The organism is Peribacillus sp. FSL K6-1552 (assembly GCF_038005205.1).
Classification (GTDB): domain Bacteria; phylum Bacillota; class Bacilli; order Bacillales; family DSM-1321; genus Peribacillus; species Peribacillus butanolivorans.
The window spans coordinates 40,386-56,210 of record NZ_JBBOST010000002.1 but is presented as its reverse complement, the minus strand read 5'-3'; the positions used below and the strand labels follow the sequence as shown (position 1 = coordinate 56,210).

Annotated in this window: 17 protein-coding genes and 2 pseudogenes; 13 read left to right on the top strand and 6 right to left on the bottom strand. The window is 35.3% G+C overall.

Going from position 1 to position 15,825, the window contains the following annotated elements; translation table 11 throughout:
- Positions 1-16: 16 nt before the first annotated feature.
- Both NST21_RS28250 and NST21_RS28245 read right to left on the bottom strand, forming a co-directional pair.
- Positions 17-616 (bottom strand): sigma factor-like helix-turn-helix DNA-binding protein, encoded by a 600-nt coding sequence (locus tag NST21_RS28250; protein WP_340892763.1) that lies wholly within the window; start codon positions 614-616, stop codon positions 17-19.
- A 100-nt stretch (positions 617-716) separates the two neighbouring features.
- Entirely contained in the window at positions 717-893 is a 177-nt protein-coding gene (locus NST21_RS28245; protein WP_340892761.1) for a hypothetical protein, read from the bottom strand.
- Positions 894-1,139: 246 nt separating this feature from the next.
- On the opposite strand from NST21_RS28245, the gene NST21_RS28240 reads away from it, so the two are divergent.
- Positions 1,140-1,547, top strand: a complete 408-nt coding sequence (locus tag NST21_RS28240; protein WP_445670613.1) for a DNA cytosine methyltransferase — start codon at positions 1,140-1,142, stop codon at positions 1,545-1,547.
- A gap of 348 nt (positions 1,548-1,895) precedes the next feature.
- On the opposite strand, the pseudogene NST21_RS28235 reads toward NST21_RS28240, so the two are convergent.
- The 3 genes and pseudogenes from NST21_RS28235 to NST21_RS28225 form a co-directional block, all read right to left on the bottom strand.
- Positions 1,896-1,994, bottom strand: a pseudogene (locus tag NST21_RS28235) (integrase); the annotation flags it as partial.
- A 73-nt stretch (positions 1,995-2,067) separates the two neighbouring features.
- Positions 2,068-2,478 (bottom strand): DUF3021 domain-containing protein, encoded by a 411-nt coding sequence (locus NST21_RS28230; protein WP_340892760.1) that lies wholly within the window; start codon positions 2,476-2,478, stop codon positions 2,068-2,070.
- Positions 2,475-2,933 (bottom strand): LytTR family DNA-binding domain-containing protein, encoded by a 459-nt coding sequence (locus NST21_RS28225; RefSeq protein WP_340892758.1) that lies wholly within the window; start codon positions 2,931-2,933, stop codon positions 2,475-2,477. The genes NST21_RS28230 and NST21_RS28225 overlap by 4 nt, the downstream gene beginning before the upstream one ends.
- A gap of 488 nt (positions 2,934-3,421) precedes the next feature.
- Between NST21_RS28225 and NST21_RS28220 the strand changes: the two genes are divergently transcribed.
- From NST21_RS28220 to NST21_RS28180, 9 genes and pseudogenes are all read left to right on the top strand, one after another.
- Positions 3,422-3,634 carry a hypothetical protein gene (locus tag NST21_RS28220; RefSeq protein WP_340892756.1) on the top strand — a complete coding sequence of 71 codons (213 nt, stop codon included), beginning with the start codon at positions 3,422-3,424 and terminating at the stop codon, positions 3,632-3,634.
- Between the two features lie 658 nt (positions 3,635-4,292).
- Positions 4,293-5,555: a group II intron reverse transcriptase/maturase gene (gene ltrA, locus NST21_RS28215; RefSeq protein ID WP_053344638.1), complete on the top strand. Its 1,263-nt coding sequence runs from the start codon at positions 4,293-4,295 to the stop codon at positions 5,553-5,555.
- Positions 5,556-5,889: 334 nt separating this feature from the next.
- The gene (locus NST21_RS28210; protein ID WP_053347531.1) at positions 5,890-6,330 is read left to right on the top strand and encodes a CoxG family protein; all 441 of its coding nucleotides are present in this window, start codon (positions 5,890-5,892) and stop codon (positions 6,328-6,330) included.
- 648 nt (positions 6,331-6,978) lie between these two features.
- On the top strand, positions 6,979-7,227 hold the full coding sequence (locus NST21_RS28205; RefSeq protein WP_340892755.1) for a hypothetical protein: 249 nt from the start codon (positions 6,979-6,981) through the stop codon (positions 7,225-7,227).
- 335 nt (positions 7,228-7,562) lie between these two features.
- On the top strand, positions 7,563-7,787 hold the full coding sequence (locus NST21_RS28200; protein ID WP_340892754.1) for a hypothetical protein: 225 nt from the start codon (positions 7,563-7,565) through the stop codon (positions 7,785-7,787).
- A gap of 281 nt (positions 7,788-8,068) precedes the next feature.
- Positions 8,069-8,614, top strand: coding sequence for a GrpB family protein (locus NST21_RS28195; RefSeq protein WP_340892753.1), 546 nt, complete (start codon positions 8,069-8,071; stop codon positions 8,612-8,614).
- Positions 8,615-9,679: 1,065 nt separating this feature from the next.
- Positions 9,680-10,937 (top strand): annotated as a pseudogene (ltrA, locus tag NST21_RS28190) (group II intron reverse transcriptase/maturase).
- A gap of 238 nt (positions 10,938-11,175) precedes the next feature.
- Positions 11,176-11,616, top strand: coding sequence for a cell wall hydrolase (locus NST21_RS28185; protein ID WP_340892752.1), 441 nt, complete (start codon positions 11,176-11,178; stop codon positions 11,614-11,616).
- Positions 11,617-11,899: 283 nt separating this feature from the next.
- The gene (locus tag NST21_RS28180; RefSeq protein WP_269083778.1) at positions 11,900-12,034 is read left to right on the top strand and encodes a hypothetical protein; all 135 of its coding nucleotides are present in this window, start codon (positions 11,900-11,902) and stop codon (positions 12,032-12,034) included.
- 335 nt (positions 12,035-12,369) lie between these two features.
- On the opposite strand, the gene NST21_RS28175 is transcribed toward NST21_RS28180, so the two are convergent.
- Complete coding sequence (locus tag NST21_RS28175; protein WP_056527760.1) at positions 12,370-12,567, bottom strand: IDEAL domain-containing protein; 198 nt, start codon at positions 12,565-12,567, stop codon at positions 12,370-12,372.
- Between the two features lie 337 nt (positions 12,568-12,904).
- Between NST21_RS28175 and NST21_RS28170 the strand changes: the two genes are divergently transcribed.
- The 3 genes from NST21_RS28170 to NST21_RS28160 all read left to right on the top strand — a co-directional run bounded on the left by NST21_RS28170 (position 12,905) and on the right by NST21_RS28160 (position 15,731).
- Positions 12,905-13,561 carry a VanZ family protein gene (locus NST21_RS28170; protein WP_340892750.1) on the top strand — a complete coding sequence of 219 codons (657 nt, stop codon included), beginning with the start codon at positions 12,905-12,907 and terminating at the stop codon, positions 13,559-13,561.
- Positions 13,562-14,362: 801 nt separating this feature from the next.
- Positions 14,363-14,863, top strand: coding sequence for a DinB family protein (locus tag NST21_RS28165; protein ID WP_340892748.1), 501 nt, complete (start codon positions 14,363-14,365; stop codon positions 14,861-14,863).
- 430 nt (positions 14,864-15,293) lie between these two features.
- The gene (locus NST21_RS28160) at positions 15,294-15,731 is read left to right on the top strand and encodes a VOC family protein (protein ID WP_063236537.1); all 438 of its coding nucleotides are present in this window, start codon (positions 15,294-15,296) and stop codon (positions 15,729-15,731) included.
- The last annotated feature ends 94 nt before the right edge of the window (positions 15,732-15,825 follow it).

The window sequence follows — 15,825 nt, the reverse complement described above, 5'->3', positions numbered from 1 at the left end:
TTCCCTTCCAGTTGAATTACATAGATGTTCTTTCCAATTTTTCATTCATATACCTTCTAAGTTTTATCAATGCTTTATTACGTGACTTAGAAACAGCTTGCTGTGTCTTTTTTAAAAGAATGCCAACTTCAGAATCTGTAAAGTTTTTAATATAAACCAAATAAAGAATCCTCTTTTGGTTAGGAGTTATATTTTGAATCCCTTTATAGAGATTAGGATCAATTATATAATCTAAAATATTTTCTGATTCTATTTCGAAATCCTCGTTGTGCCTGACAAGGTCTTTTAAAGACACTTCCGAATCATCGTTTACAGGTTGATCTAGCGTTAATGGGAACCGATTATTTACTTTTTGGAATTTTTTATCTAAATTAATTCCGTGAAAGTAAAGTGTTGAAGATACATATGCGGTAAAACGAACATAAAAATAAAAAGCTTGAAACGCTTGATCTAACAGTTCTTGATTTTGTTGAGTTGGATGACAAATGGACTGTTTAAATAAACGATAATTATCTTTTTTTGATAAAAAACCTTTGATTACTGGATTGTTCAAAAAATCTTCATTTGTTTTGATAAAACTAACAAATTCACAACAACAATCTTCTTCATTTTCCATACTCAATACCCCCATTAAGGAACGTATGTTCCCTTTATATACAAAAAATTTTACAGTAATATCTAGGATAATTCAGTAATAATTGCTGAATTATTCTTATTTAGGAATTTGACTCACAAAACTCTTTGATTTCATTTGAAGTTTTAGTAGCAGTTTTGACTAATTCACCTAAGAATTCCTTTTCCTCTTCGGTTACGGCATAAACTAAACACTTGCTATAAAAGGCTTGAGTACGCCTTGCTTCACAAAAACATTGTAGTAACTTCATAGATACCAACTAAATCACCTCCATTTAAACATTTATCTATTTATTAAAAGGAAGAATTTAACTAAGAAATTACAACCTTTTGTTCGAAGTTTTTTACATATGTATTTAACAATGGGCTAGTAGCGAAAAATGAATGTAGTGATCTGTTTGTATTAAGCACTTATCTCTTTGTAAAACAACTTGAAAATCGGTTGTTAAGTTTACCCCACTGTCTTACTGTCCCAAAGATTATTATTTAATAAAGGGGTGGAAAGATTGATAAAAATCCTTGAATTATTCGGTGGTATTGGCGCTCCTAAAAACGCCTTAATCAATCTCGGTGTAGAACATAAGGCTATTGATTATGTGGAGATAAAAGAGAGTGCGGTGAGAGACTATAATGCCCTCTATGATAATCGTTACAAGCAACAATCAGTTGTAGGATGGGATTTGAAGCCTGACACTCTCATACATGGTAGTCCATGCCAAGACTATTCAAGAGCTGCTAAACGATTAGGTGGAAAAGATGAAGATAAAACGCGATCTTCACTTATGTGGGAGACATTACACATTATTGAAAATATGGGGGCATGGAAACCTAAAGTGGTTGTATGGGAAAATGTTAAAGGTGTACTGGATAGAGACATGCTCAGGTGGGGTATGGAAAAAACAATAATGAACTAACAGGTGCGATTCTTCATTAAGAAGGATCGCTTTTCTTATGCAACTATCGGGGCAGTTTAGTTGAGCTAACACATATTTTGTTATGATGGGGAAAGGCTACCTTTAAAAGTAAGAAGGTAGCTAAAAGTATGAAACATTTATCAATTTTTATTTTTGTCATCTTATTGGCATACAGAACATCATAATCCTCAAGAGGATCCTGTTACTTTAACATTTGATGTAAAGATAGATGGAGTTACTGTAACTGAAATTTAAGGGTAATATTCAAATTTCCCTTAAAAGTAATTTAACTAAAGGAGAGCTTGGATTGAAAGAGCAACGTCTTTTTAGGAGCTGCTCTTTTAATAATTAAAAGTACTTCTGGTAAAAGTCTTTTCTATGCTTACCACTTAACTGAGCATAAATGCGAGTCGTTTCATTCTTTTCATGACCAATTAAACTTTGTATAAACTTCTCATTCTTTATCTCATATCCGCCATAAAGCGTATAAGCGATCCCAGTACCTCATAAACATCAATTCTCATAGTTTCTTTAAATCATCATTTAATTTCCGTGCTTGATTTTTGAAGTAAAGATAAAATGCAACCCAAAAGATCGTATAGACGACAATGGAAATTAAGAGTGTTAACAAAATATTTATGATATTAAATGGGATCCATCCGATCGTAAGTGCCAAGATGAGGTATAGGATCGTGACGGTTAAAAAATGAAGAATGGTCTGCTGGGAAAGTTTCAATTTCCTGTTTTCAAAGTACAAAGGACTGACTGTAAAAAACCAGCCGCAGAGAACAGAACCTATGGAGTTTTTCAAAAATAATGGTCCATCTATCATTTCGAAGCCGCCGAAAAGGATATTCAAATTGGTGATTAAAACCGCAATAAAGCCTCCGAAGAAAATACCGATGAAACTACGGATAATAAATGTTTTCATTCTACTTTCCTCCTATTCAATTTTAGAGCTTCTTTAATCGCAGGGACATAGGTACGAGTCACATATTCTTTCTTTCCTGATTTGAAGTAAACGCAGAGTGTACCATTGAATGATGCTTCAAAACGGCTCAATTGATTCAAATTGGCGATAACCGATTTAGACAGGCGGATAAATTTTTTAGAGGGGAGCATGGCCTCGAGCTCATATAATTTCTCTTTTAAAATAAAAGAATCTATTTCCGTTACGGCGATAATATGATCGTTTTCAGTATGAAAATAGTGGATGTCATCCGGTTTGAGAATATGTTGCATTTCTCCCTTTTTTCCAATCAGGAATTGTTGCTCCCTTCCATAGATGAAGTCAATTAGTTCCTGTATATTTTCCTCCAACTCTGGCCCTTCGATGGTAACTCTCGTTTCTTTAAGTGCTTTGTCAATATTAAGGAAAAGTTTCAAATTTTAAACACCTCTTTTCACCTAAAAGTATTGTATGATGAAATTCCTTTCGAGTCTGCATAATTCCAGTAAGTGGAAGAAAAATGCAGGGTAACTTGTGGAAAATAGTTGGTGACTTACATAAAAGGAATCCCATGCTCCGTTTAACGAAAACAACAATTTGTTGAGGTAGTTATAAAGAAAGCCATAAAACCTTCAACTGTGAGATTGGAATGGTTAAGTATTTTTTGAAAAGTATTATTTGAAAAGTATTATTCATTACTTTGTGAAGTATTGCACTTAAAGTAACGGGTGCTTTAGCTGAAGATCGGAGCTGTCTTTAAGGCAGCTTTTTCTTTATGCAACTATCGGGGCAGGTTTCTTCAATAAGCAGAAATGGATTTTGTTAATTTTGGAAAATTTCATTTTTAAAAATGGAACTTATGATCGTTTCAAACGTATTAAATAATTGGACAGTTTAGTTCAATCTTAATAGGGGTGTTCTGAAAATGACTATATTTAAAAATAAGCATTTTACAGGAGTTTTATGGATTTTATTTATCGCTTTTTTTGGAGTCGCTTATTTAACGATTGAATCTAGTTATTTCAATACTAAAGAAATAAATTTAGCTAGTACTCGCTGCTATGAAATTGGTGGGGAAGTCATATTAGAAATACATAATAATCTCACAAATGATTATTCTTTTGAGTGTAAAAAATAAAAGGCATTGTGTTTGAGGAATTAACGTTAATTGAGTTCCTTATTTCTTATTAAAGTAACGGGTGCTTTAGCTGAAGATCAGAGCTGTCTTTAAGGCAGCTTTTTCGTGCGCCCGGCATGGGTGCAATCTATAGGGTGTGAGTCCCGAACCATGAAGGCAGTAGTAATGGTTAGCTTAATGCAAGGGTGTCCATGGTGACGTGGAATCTGAAGGAAGCAAGCGGCAAACCTCCGGTCTGAGGAACACGAACTTCATATAAGGCTAGGTATCATTGGATGAGTTTGCGAAACAAAACAAAGTCCTTACTGCCGAAGGTGGTACAGAGTAAATGAAGCAGATAGATGGAGGGAAAGATTGCACTCTTACCCGGGGAGGTCTGATGACAGCCAAGTACACTTGGTAACCTGTCCAGTGATGGACAGCTGAATCATCAGAAGTCAGCAGAGGTCATAGTACTTGTCTACTCGAGAAGATAAGGAAGGACCGAACAGATTAAGGAGGATGAATACTAGGCGTTCGTTATCTGCGAAGAAGCAAACAATTCCTAACGGAACTTATTTGAAGGAAGAAGTGGTGAATACACGGGGAACTTCAAAAGGGCGGAGCAGATAAAGGCACAAATAGACCATCTCGTCCACGCAGGGAAAGGATATCAACGATGTTAATGGAACAGATACTAGAGAGGGAAAACTTAATACAGGCATTGAAGCGTGTAGAAAGAAATAAGGGAAGCCATGGTGTAGATGGAATGCCGGTTCAAAACCTGAGACCGCACCTCGCAACCGAATGGTACAACATGAAAACTGCCCTTTTACAGGGTACCTATCAACCGCAGCCCGTCCGTCGTATCGAAATCCCGAAACCAAACGGCGGAGTTCGGCTATTGGGTATTCCAACCGTTCTAGACCGTTTCATTCAACAAGCCATTGCCCAAATATTGACTAAGATATATGACTCAACCTTTTCGGAGAATAGCTATGGATTTCGCCCTAACAAACAAGGGCACCAGGCGGTTCGAAAGGCAAAGTCCTATATAACCGAAGGTTATACATGGGTAGTGGATATGGACTTGGAGAAGTTCTTCGATAAAGTGAATCATGACAAGCTCATGGGAATGTTAGAGCGGAAAATTGAAGATAAACGAGTTCTCAAACTGATTCGTAAATTCCTTCAAGCAGGCATTATGATAGGCGGACTTTTTCATAAAAGTGAGGAGGGAACTCCGCAAGGAGGTCCGTTAAGTCCTTTATTATCTAATATCATGTTAGACGATTTAGATAAAGAACTAGAGAAACGCAATCTTCGATTCGTAAGGTATGCGGATGACAGTACTATCTTTGTGAAGACACGAAAAGCCGCCAAACGTGCAATGGGAAATATCTCAAGCTTCATTGAAAATAAACTGAAGCTAAAGGTCAACTACGAGAAGTCGAAGTATGATCGCCCTTGGAACAGAACGTTTCTCGGTTTTAGTTTCACGAAGTCAAAGAAGAACCCGAAGGTTCTACTGGCTAAACAAACGGTGAAGAGAGTAAAGAAACGAATCAGGGAAATGACCTCGAGAAAATTACCGATACCCATGAAACTCCGAATAAATAAGTTAAAGCAATACCTTAGAGGTTGGATGGGGTATTTCGCCCTCATTGATACTCCGAACGTATTGAAGAATTTAGATTCATGGATTCGAAGAAGACTCAGGATGTGCCTATGGAAGCAATGGAAATTGCCAAGAACGAGGGTGAAGAAACTCAAAGGATTAGGCGTCCCATTTGGAAAAGCATATGAATGGGGAAATAGCAGAAAGGGTTATTGGCGCATAGCGCATAGTCCTATTCTAGACAAAACCCTTAATAATGTTTATTGGCTCCATCATGGGTTAGTAAATCTATATGAACGATATACAAAACTACGTCAGACTTAAACTGAACCGCCGTATACCGAACGGTATGTACGGTGGTGTGAGAGGTCGGAGGCTAGGCGCCTCCTCCTACTCGATTTATGCAACTATCGGGGCAGGATAGTTCCATAAGGAATACTGTTAAGTGACATTAAAGTCGTTTAAAAACGTCAGTCCTGTTATTCCATTAAAGGGCCGGATTGTGGAGGATTGGGAAATTTTGATTCTACAAATAATTGGGGGATTGGAAGAAGGAAAGCTATGTATAATTAGTGATGTAAGTTTATGCTTTTTATGTAATAATTATTTTGTAGAAATGTAAAGTTACAATTCATACATAGTGAAGGTGGGGATCATAATGGCAACGGGAACGCATACTGTAGTAGTTCCAGTAGATGTACAAGCAGTTTGGGATTATGTCAGTGATCTCGAAAAATGGGCAACGACAGTACCAGCCTATAAAGAACATGAAATCATAAATGACAAGCAATCTATTTGGACATTTGAAGGTAGTGTGAAAGGTATTAAAAAAACAATACAAGCGCAGGTAGATATTACCGAATGGAATGAACCTTCAAATATTAAGTTTGAACTAAAAGGTTTATCAGATAATTTTACAGGAAGCGGTCACTTTACTGCAGAAGATGTTAATGGTAAAACAATAATGACTTGTACGGTGGAAATCCATGCAGGCGGATTATCTGGTGCGGTGTTAACACCAATTATTAAATGGGCTGTTCCAAAAGTAGCATCTCGTTTAACAGAATCTATCGCACGTAAAATTGCAGTATTCTCATAGTTTTCAAAGATTGAAAGCCAATTCATTTTGGAGATACCTTCTCTGAAGTATAGATGGTAACATTCTGAAGTGACCAATATAATGATATCGAGCTCTACTAGAAATTTTATAATTAGCGGAAAGGGGGCTGTCCAAAAAGGATGGCCTCTTTTTTTCAATATTCCAGAATCGCTTTTCTTAATGAACTAACGGGTGCGTTAGTTTTATAAGGGTTCACTAAAAATAATCAAACTATTTTACAAAAACTGCAAACAAAATTAATAGAAAAGAATCCATTTTGATCAATCTTATTTCAAAGCTACAGTTGATTCTTTGCTTTAGCACAATAAGAGAAATAAAAAAAGTCAATTCCTAACGTACAGGAAAGGGCTTTTTTTGCTGGGATTTTCTTAGCTTGCAAAATTCCGTGGCTCATGCTTGCCCATACATAAGATAAAGGCTATCTATGCTATTGCTCCACCCTATGAAGTTCAAGGTGCTCAAGATAAAATAGGTCAACGAATATTCAAAGAGGCATGAATATATCTAATATCTGTCCTGACATAGAAGGTATTGAAATTTTTTAAGAGAACACTATGTGATGGGGATTTTTGGTTATTTCAATTTTTATCCTCAGTTCATATTTGGAAAGGGCAGGAGGACACAAAATTGAAAAAGTTCTTATTATCATTATTAGTTGGAGTAATAATAGGAGGAATTATTTGTTACGTTTTTATGGATTATGAAACTTCGAACTATATAATTCAAAATTATAAAGGCCAGGATGAGAAAGAAGTTAGAGAATGGGACTTTGCTTATATCACACAAGCTGGTTTCATAATTTTGATAACAACTCTATTGATTTATTTTTCTTGGGACGCTTTAAAAAAACGAGTGGATAAAGATAGTAAAATGTAATACGTTTTGATGATGAATTAGTTATTCGATCTTTCTAGATTTGGACGTAATAAAGAAGAGATTAGAAAGAACAAAAAAAGAATAGCGATTGCCTGTCCACTTATTTTCAAATTTTAGGTATTATTAGTCTCGTATCTGGACTTTTAATTGCAGGAGGTTTTGAGGGGAAATAATGGAGTTGAAGAAATTTCTTACAATTAGTTAGACGGTAAATCCGTCTTTTTTTATGTCATAGTTAGTGTCAACTCTACAATAAGTCTTAATCAACTATCGGGGCAGTTTAGTTGAATAAGCTTATGGTATATTTTAGGTTATATTTATGTAAGGTGGTTATTATGATGGGTGAATTCTTTTCGAGTTTCCTTTTAATTACTGGATGGTTAGTTTTGGGATTGGGTTTGTATTTTTTCTTTAGTGGTTTTGGTAGTCCTTCAGCACTTTTTTCGCGTGGCTGTATAGTAGGTATTGGAGGATTAATGTTATTTATTTCGAAAAAACTTGATTCTAAAACAGCAAAGGAAAGCCCTAAAAAAATAAAGCTGGTTAAAGATATAAAGTGATGATGAGCTATGACAACGCATTAATAAAAATGTTTGTGAAAAAACGTACTTAAAGTAATGGGTAGCTTTAATTAAGGAAAGACCGTCACATTTTCTAGAATATTTTTCAACATCTAATATGTAAAAGAAATCACTTTTCTTATTAAACTAAAGGGTGCGTTAGCTGAAGATCGGAGCTGTCTTTAAGGCAGCTTTTTCTTTTATCGAGGCAGGTTTGTAAAGAATGCAGGTACAAAGATTTTTCTGAAACTGAAAAAATTAAAATCTTGAGGGAGAGTAAAATGAAAGATATTCATGATGAAAGCACATGGCCCGTTTGGGCTAATGAGACAATAGACATTGTCGAACCAAATCCCAAGTGGGTAGAAAAAGGTAATCAGGAAAAAGCACTTCTTCTTAATCTTCTTTCAACTTTCGGCATAACGGAAATTCAACATTATGGAAGTACATCTATTCCAAATTTACCAGCTAAACCAATCATTGATTTAATGGCTAAAATTGATTCATTTCAAAAAATAAAAGAAATATCTTCATTGTTAGCTAATCACGACTGGAATTATATACCACCTAACATAGACAATCGACCTTGGCAAAGATTTTTTGTGAAAGTAATAAACGACAAACGAGTAGTACATTTACATATTTTACTTGAGGGAGAAGAACGGTGGGATAATCAGCTACTTTTTCGTGATTTATTACTGACTAATCAGCAGTTTATTGATGAATACGCTATTCTTAAAAGAAATTTAGCAAAAAAATATAGCAATGATCGTGAAGCGTACACTAAAGCAAAAACAGAATTTATCAATAATGTTCTTAAATCTTAGTTGCGAACTAATATAAGTTTGTGAAGAAATGTACTTAAACTAAAGGGTGCGTTAGTTCATTAACAGGGGTTGCTGCGGCAGCCTTTTTCTTATGGCACTAACGGGGCAGGTTAGTGAAATAAAAATATTAAAACAATTAATATAGAATCAATACTTATTGGTAGGTGAAAACAGTGTATTTTAAGGCATTTTTAAAAAAGAAAAAAATAGATTTAATTATTTTTGCATTCGTTATGATTTTAGGATGGATTTCAAGTTATATACTTATTAATGGACCCGCATCCTGGGGAGGTCCTGTTGGTGTAATAATCGCATATTTAATAAGGTTCTTTTGGGAATATAGGAAATTTAAAAGAGATACTAAAGAATCAAATAAATTTTTACATAATAGACGGAGTTTTTAATAATATTAAGAACTTCGTTTCTTGTTTTACCAACTTTTTAATTGTAAATACACTTAAACAAACGGGTGCGTTAGCTGAAGATCGGAGCTGTCTTAAGGCAGCTTTTTCGTGCGCCCGGCATGGGTGCAATCTATAGGGTGTGAGTCCCGAACCATGAAGGCAGTAGTAATGGTTAGCTTAATGCAAGGGTGTCCATGGTGACGTGGAATCTGAAGGAAGCAAGCGGCAAACCTCCGGTCTGAGGAACACGAACTTCATATAAGGCTAGGTATCATTGGATGAGTTTGCGAAACAAAACAAAGTCCTTACTGCCGAAGGTGGTACAGAGTAAATGAAGCAGATAGATGGAGGGAAAGATTGCACTCTTACCCGGGGAGGTCTGATGACAGCCAAGTACACTTGGTAACCTGTCCAGTGATGGACAGCTGAATCATCAGAAGTCAGCAGAGGTCATAGTACTTGTCTACTCGAGAAGATAAGGAAGGACCGAACAGATTAAGGAGGATGAATACTAGGCGTTCGTTATCTGCGAAGAAGCAAACAATTCCTAACGGAACTTATTTGAAGGAAGAAGTGGTGAATACACGGGGAACTTCAAAAGGGCGGAGCAGATAAAGGCACAAATAGACCATCTCGTCCACGCAGGGAAAGGATATCAACGATGTTAATGGAACAGATACTAGAGAGGGAAAACTTAATACAGGCATTGAAGCGTGTAGAAAGAAATAAGGGAAGCCATGGTGTAGATGGAATGCCGGTTCAAAACCTGAGACCGCACCTCGCAACCGAATGGTACAACATGAAAACTGCCCTTTTACAGGGTACCTATCAACCGCAGCCCGTCCGTCGTATCGAAATCCCGAAACCAAACGGCGGAGTTCGGCTATTGGGTATTCCAACCGTTCTAGACCGTTTCATTCAACAAGCCATTGCCCAAATATTGACCAAGATATATGACTCAACCTTTTCGGAGAATAGGGTTTCGCCCTAACAAACAAGGGCACCAGGCGGTTCGAAAGGCAAAGTCCTATATAACCGAAGGTTATACATGGATAGTGGATATGGACTTGGAGAAGTTCTTCGATAAAGTGAATCATGACAAGCTCATGGGAATGTTAGAGCGGAAAATTGAAGATAAACGAGTTCTCAAACTGATTCGTAAATTCCTTCAAGCAGGCATTATGATAGGCGGACTTTTTCATAAAAGTGAGGAGGGAACTCCGCAAGGAGGTCCGTTAAGTCCTTTATTATCTAATATCATGTTAGACGATTTAGATAAAGAACTAGAGAAACGCAATCTTCGATTCGTAAGGTATGCGGATGACAGTACTATCTTTGTGAAGACACGAAAAGCCGCCAAACGTGCAATGGGAAATATCTCAAGCTTCATTGAAAATAAACTGAAGCTAAAGGTCAACTACGAGAAGTCGAAGTATGATCGCCCTTGGAACAGAACGTTTCTCGGTTTTAGTTTCACGAAGTCAAAGAAGAACCCGAAGGTTCTACTGGCTAAACAAACGGTGAAGAGAGTAAAGAAACGAATCAGGGAAATGACCTCGAGAAAATTACCGATACCCATGAAACTCCGAATAAATAAGTTAAAGCAATACCTTAGAGGTTGGATGGGGTATTTCGCCCTCATTGATACTCCGAACGTATTGAAGAATTTAGATTCATGGATTCGAAGAAGACTCAGGATGTGCCTATGGAAGCAATGGAAATTGCCAAGAACGAGGGTGAAGAAACTCAAAGGATTAGGCGTCCCATTTGGAAAAGCATATGAATGGGGAAATAGCAGAAAGGGTTATTGGCGCATAGCGCATAGTCCTATTCTAGACAAAATCCTTAATAATGTTTATTGGCTCCACCAAGGGTTAGTAAATCTATATGAACGATATACAAAACTACGTCAGACTTAAACTGAACCGCCGTATACCGAACGGTACGTACGGTGGTGTGAGAGGTCGGAGGCTAGGCGCCTCCTCCTACTCGATTTTATGCAACTAACGGGGCAGGTTAGTTGCATAAAGGGAAAAAAGAATGCAATAGTTTTCCTTTTACTTAAAAGCTGTAAGTTATTATAACTAAGCATTTATATTACATAAATAATGACAAGACTGTAGGCTATTTTTCATACAATATATTTGGGGTGAAAAAATGGCAAGAGCAAGTTACCGAAGTTCAGACGTTGACTTAATGGCAAGGATGATGAGAGCAGAAGCCGAAGGTGAAGGACAACTAGGAATGTTATATGTTGGAAATGTAATTGTGAATCGTCTTGTAGCTAATTGTTTAGACTTTAAAGGTTTAAGAACAATTCCACAAGTCATTTATCATGTACAAGGAGGAAATTATTCTTTTGAAGCTGTTCAAAAAGGGAATGTATTTTATCAAAGAGCGAGAGGTATTGAAAGAAGATTAGCAGAACAGAATTTGAAGCACTGGAGACAGCATCCGGCTAGATATGCTCTTTGGTATTTTAATCCATATGCTCCATGCCCTCCAACATGGTATGATCAACCTCATACTGGTCAATTTAAAGACCATTGTTTTTATGAACCAAAACCTGGAACATGTGATAGTGTTTATAGAGGTTAAGCTTACTCTTTGAGTAAGCTTTTTTACATATTTAAAATATTTATACAATATAAAACTTTTAGTAATAGATTTTATCTAAAAAAGTAAGATTGTGAATTATTGTACTTAAGCTAACGGGTGCGTTAGCTGAAGAACGGAGCTGTCTTTAAGGCAGCTTTTTCTTATGGAACTAAAGGGGCAGGATAGTTCCATAAGGAATACTGTTAAGTGACATTAAATTTAAAACATATGTTATTCCATTAAAGGGCCAGATTGTTTAGTAGTTTTAGGGAGGTGTTAAAAGATGGAATGGTTTACTTTTTTTGTTTTTCCAGCATTCACTTTAGGTGGAATAGCTTTAGGGCTCGCCCTTCACTCAATCAAAAAAATAAAGAACATGGAAAGGAGAGTTGAGGAATTAGAAAATAAAAATAAATAAATCTATGACTTTTGTCAATAAAGTGTCCCAGCTAAACTTTAAGTGGATTTTTACAATGATTATTCCATAAAAGTGCGCGATTCTTTAATAAGAATCGCTTTTCTTAATGAACAAACGGGTGCGTTAGTTCTATAAGGATCACTAAAAATAATCAAACTATTTAATAAAAACTGTATACTAAATCACGAGTTTTGGAACAAATAATAACTTATTTATAATATCGTGCTTAATCGATAAAAATCAAATAAACGCCAATCCCTTATAGATATGGGATTGGCGTTTTGGCGTACTTCTTAAAGTTACAAATATGTTAAGTTCATTTTATAAACAACATTTTAAGAAATGTTTTTCAATTCCTCTGTTAATCGTAGGAATTCTTCTTTGTTTTTATCCTGTAATGACTGGTCAATCTCTTTTCGGATTTGCTCTTTTCGGAAGTTAAGAAGGGCTTTGTTTATCACCATTTCAGCAAATTCAGAATCCTTGACGTTTATTTCAGGTTGTGGTGGTGTATTAGCCAAATTCTTTTCCATAGGAAACCAACTCCTTGACCTTTTTTCTATTATACCAAAAGTTTTCAGACTATTCAAATATTTCGCTAAGTAGTTCCAATAAAATTTGCTCAATGAAAATGAATCAGTGAAAAACATAAGTGAAAAAACAGGTGTAACAAGAATGACGAGTTTTGGAACAAAAAATTGCGTTTATGGAACCTTCTTTATAGAACTAAAGGGGCAGGATAGTTCATTAAGAAACGCAATAATATCTTGGTTTTATTGGTGATAATGAACGAGCAGAATTAAATTCTAACCAAGGCAATATTCTATGGTAAAATAAGGTTTGTTTGAGCTGGAAGGAAGGGTCGATGGAGTGTATTTAATTAATGGTAGTTTGCTTATTGGAATTGGAGTTATATGTTATTTGGCTGGAAGAGGTATTTTAATAGGGTTTAAATTAAAAAAACAAAAACAAGTATATTGGTTAAGGGAAGTTATTAATTTTCTTTTTGTTTTATACATACTTATGGTTGTTTCCGTTACACTGTTTCCATTAGCTTTATGGATTGATTTTAATATGCAAAATATTAAGTTTGGCTTAAATCTCACTCCATTTGTTGGAATTATAAACGATATTAAACAAATAGGTATTGCATATGATGGTGATACCGTGTTTATGATTAGACTAATTATTAGAAATGTGGGTGGGAATATATTATTATTGATGCCTTTGGGTGTATTATCACCGATAATATGGAATAAATTTAAGGATTTTAAAAATATTGTACTATTCGGATTTGTTATATCAATTAGTATAGAATCTATACAATTTATTGAACTAATAGCAGGTGGTTGGGGAAGAACAGTTGATATTGATGACGTAATTTGTAATGTATTAGGTGTTATTCTTGGATACTTCATTTATAAATTTACGTTTAAAATAGCCGATAAATTTCAGATCGAAATATTACAAAATTTAAACTCTGGGAATTCAAGAGTGTTTGATAACGATAAAGGAACTCAATTATAAATTTTATTGAACAAACAGGTGCGTTAGCTGAAGATCGGAGCTGCCTTAAAGGCAGCTCATTTTCTTATGCAACTATAGGGGCAGGTTAGTTGCATAATAGTTCCGTTAATTGGATTACTTTTTCATTTTATGGAATGGTAAAATCCTTATATAAAAACTAAAATATATTGGAGAATACTCTATGTTTGAACCTATCTCACAACTAACTAAAAGGCAAAAAGTCTTGCATTTGTTCTTCTTTTTTACTTTACTATCGGATTTAGTCATACGTTATTTTCATTTCCGTTCTTCCATCATAGAATTAATTATTGAAACTGCATTTGTAATATGTATATTAGGTTACTTGTTTGAAATAGCGATTTTGATAAAACAAGAGAAAAAATCAAGGCTTTAGATGAAACAGATGCTAAAAACATTGTAATGATAACCATGGCTTATTTGGAAATGGTAAAAGAAGAAAAAGGTGACTTTACGAGCGATAGATGTGTTGATACACTAATAAAGCTACTAAATAGCATCCCTGAACCAAATGTACTAAAAGAGATGTATAAGAATAGAAAAAACGATGATTAAACCAAAGTTCTTATTCAACTAACGGGTGCGTTAGCTGAAGATCGGAGCTGTCTTTAAGGCAGCTTTTTCTTATGAAACTATCGGGGCAGGTTAGTTGAAGATTGCTTTGACCTTTGTTCAACAATTGGGCCATTTAGTTGAAGATCTCATCAGATAAGTAATAATATTTAAAGGAATAATTCATTCTGATAAAGAATATTAAAAAACGTGATGATAAGGAGCGATTGTATGGCAAATCATGTAGAAAATCTATATAACTATCATGTATGGGCAAATCAACGGATTATTGATCATCTTAAGACACTTTCTCCTGAGAAATATCAAAAGGAAATGAAAAGTGTCTTTTCTTCTGTTTCAAAGGTTTTATCTCATCTCTATTTGGTGGAATATGGATGGCTTAATACCCTAGAGGGTCAGAGTATGAATGAAGCAATGCAATCTTCATTTCAAATTCAAGAAAAGATTGAGAAACTGCCCATTGAAGACTTAGAAACGGAATTTCACACTTTAACATCTCGGTTTAAATCCTTTTTGAACAGACAGGAAGATATGGAAAAGAGAATAATGTTGGATAATCCATGGGCAGGATTAAGAGAAACAAGTATATCTGAAATGGTCTTACACGTTGTGAATCATGGAACCTATCATAGAGGGAATATTTCAGCTATGTTACATCAGTTGGGTGATTCTTCAGTTATGACTGATTATGTTTTTTATTGGTATTCTTGAAATGTTATTCATTATAAATAGGCAAGAGAAGAGTAATCCATTTTTTCTTCAAAAAGGTGACGTTAATTGAGGATCGAGAGATGTTTACACAGATCTTTCTTTGAGCTAACGAATAACTTTAATCAAACAATTGTTGATCCAAAGTAATCTCACTCTTCTACGATATTTAACATTACCAGCAAGAGTAAGTTAATTGCCTCCACAATACCGGCTAATATGAGCTTCTTGTTTATTCAAGAAAAAGGCGCGATTCTTTAATAAGAATCGCTTTTCTTAATGAACTAACGGGGAGGATAGTTGAAGAGTGCTCTTTGACCTTTATTCAACAATTGGGCCAGTTTGTTGAAGAAGGATATTTTCTGTTTTTAGAGAATTAGAATTTAAGAATACAGGATATTGCAAAATAACAGGAACATAGGAGGTATGAGATATGAAGATCCTCAGAATAGATCATGTAGGTGTAATCGTAAATGATCTCTCTGCTGCTAAAGAGTTTTTTCTCGATTTTGGACTTGAAGTGCAAGGGGAATGGGAATTGGAAGGAGAGTTGATGGATCAGATGAGTGGGCTTAATGACGTTAAAGTAGCATGTGTAGGATTGGGGAAGCCAGACGGTCAGGCATGGATAGAGCTAATTAAATTTTATACGCCGTCAGATGAAAAAGATATTCAGCAACCTTTTGCAAATACCCTGGGTATCCGGCATATTGCATTTGCTGTTGAAGATATTGAAGCTGTTGTTGCCAAATTGAAAAAGAAAGGTACGGAAATCTTTAGTGAGATACAACACTATGAAGAAAGTTATAAGTTATGCTACTGTCGTGGACCAGAGGGAATTATTTTAGAGTTGGCTGAGCAAATCAAATAAATTAAGGGTAATTAATAGTTGTTGGGCCAATAATTGATGGATTTTGACATACCGCCAGTGAAATTTGTAATCACGTCGATAAAGTTGTTCCGCA

What these genes read in the sequence shown, in the direction of transcription:
- NST21_RS28250 (WP_340892763.1), bottom strand. Translation starts at nt 616, where the DNA reads ATGGAAAATGAAGAAGATTGTTGTTGTGAATTTGTTAGTTTTATCAAA.
- NST21_RS28230 (WP_340892760.1), bottom strand. Translation starts at nt 2,478, where the DNA reads ATGAAAACATTTATTATCCGTAGTTTCATCGGTATTTTCTTCGGAGGC.
- NST21_RS28220 (WP_340892756.1), top strand. Translation starts at nt 3,422, where the DNA reads ATGACTATATTTAAAAATAAGCATTTTACAGGAGTTTTATGGATTTTA.
- ltrA (WP_053344638.1), top strand. Translation starts at nt 4,293, where the DNA reads ATGTTAATGGAACAGATACTAGAGAGGGAAAACTTAATACAGGCATTG.
- NST21_RS28210 (WP_053347531.1), top strand. Translation starts at nt 5,890, where the DNA reads ATGGCAACGGGAACGCATACTGTAGTAGTTCCAGTAGATGTACAAGCA.
- NST21_RS28200 (WP_340892754.1), top strand. Translation starts at nt 7,563, where the DNA reads ATGATGGGTGAATTCTTTTCGAGTTTCCTTTTAATTACTGGATGGTTA.
- NST21_RS28195 (WP_340892753.1), top strand. Translation starts at nt 8,069, where the DNA reads ATGAAAGATATTCATGATGAAAGCACATGGCCCGTTTGGGCTAATGAG.
- NST21_RS28185 (WP_340892752.1), top strand. Translation starts at nt 11,176, where the DNA reads ATGGCAAGAGCAAGTTACCGAAGTTCAGACGTTGACTTAATGGCAAGG.
- NST21_RS28180 (WP_269083778.1), top strand. Translation starts at nt 11,900, where the DNA reads ATGGAATGGTTTACTTTTTTTGTTTTTCCAGCATTCACTTTAGGTGGA.
- NST21_RS28175 (WP_056527760.1), bottom strand. Translation starts at nt 12,567, where the DNA reads ATGGAAAAGAATTTGGCTAATACACCACCACAACCTGAAATAAACGTC.
- NST21_RS28165 (WP_340892748.1), top strand. Translation starts at nt 14,363, where the DNA reads ATGGCAAATCATGTAGAAAATCTATATAACTATCATGTATGGGCAAAT.
- NST21_RS28160 (WP_063236537.1), top strand. Translation starts at nt 15,294, where the DNA reads ATGAAGATCCTCAGAATAGATCATGTAGGTGTAATCGTAAATGATCTC.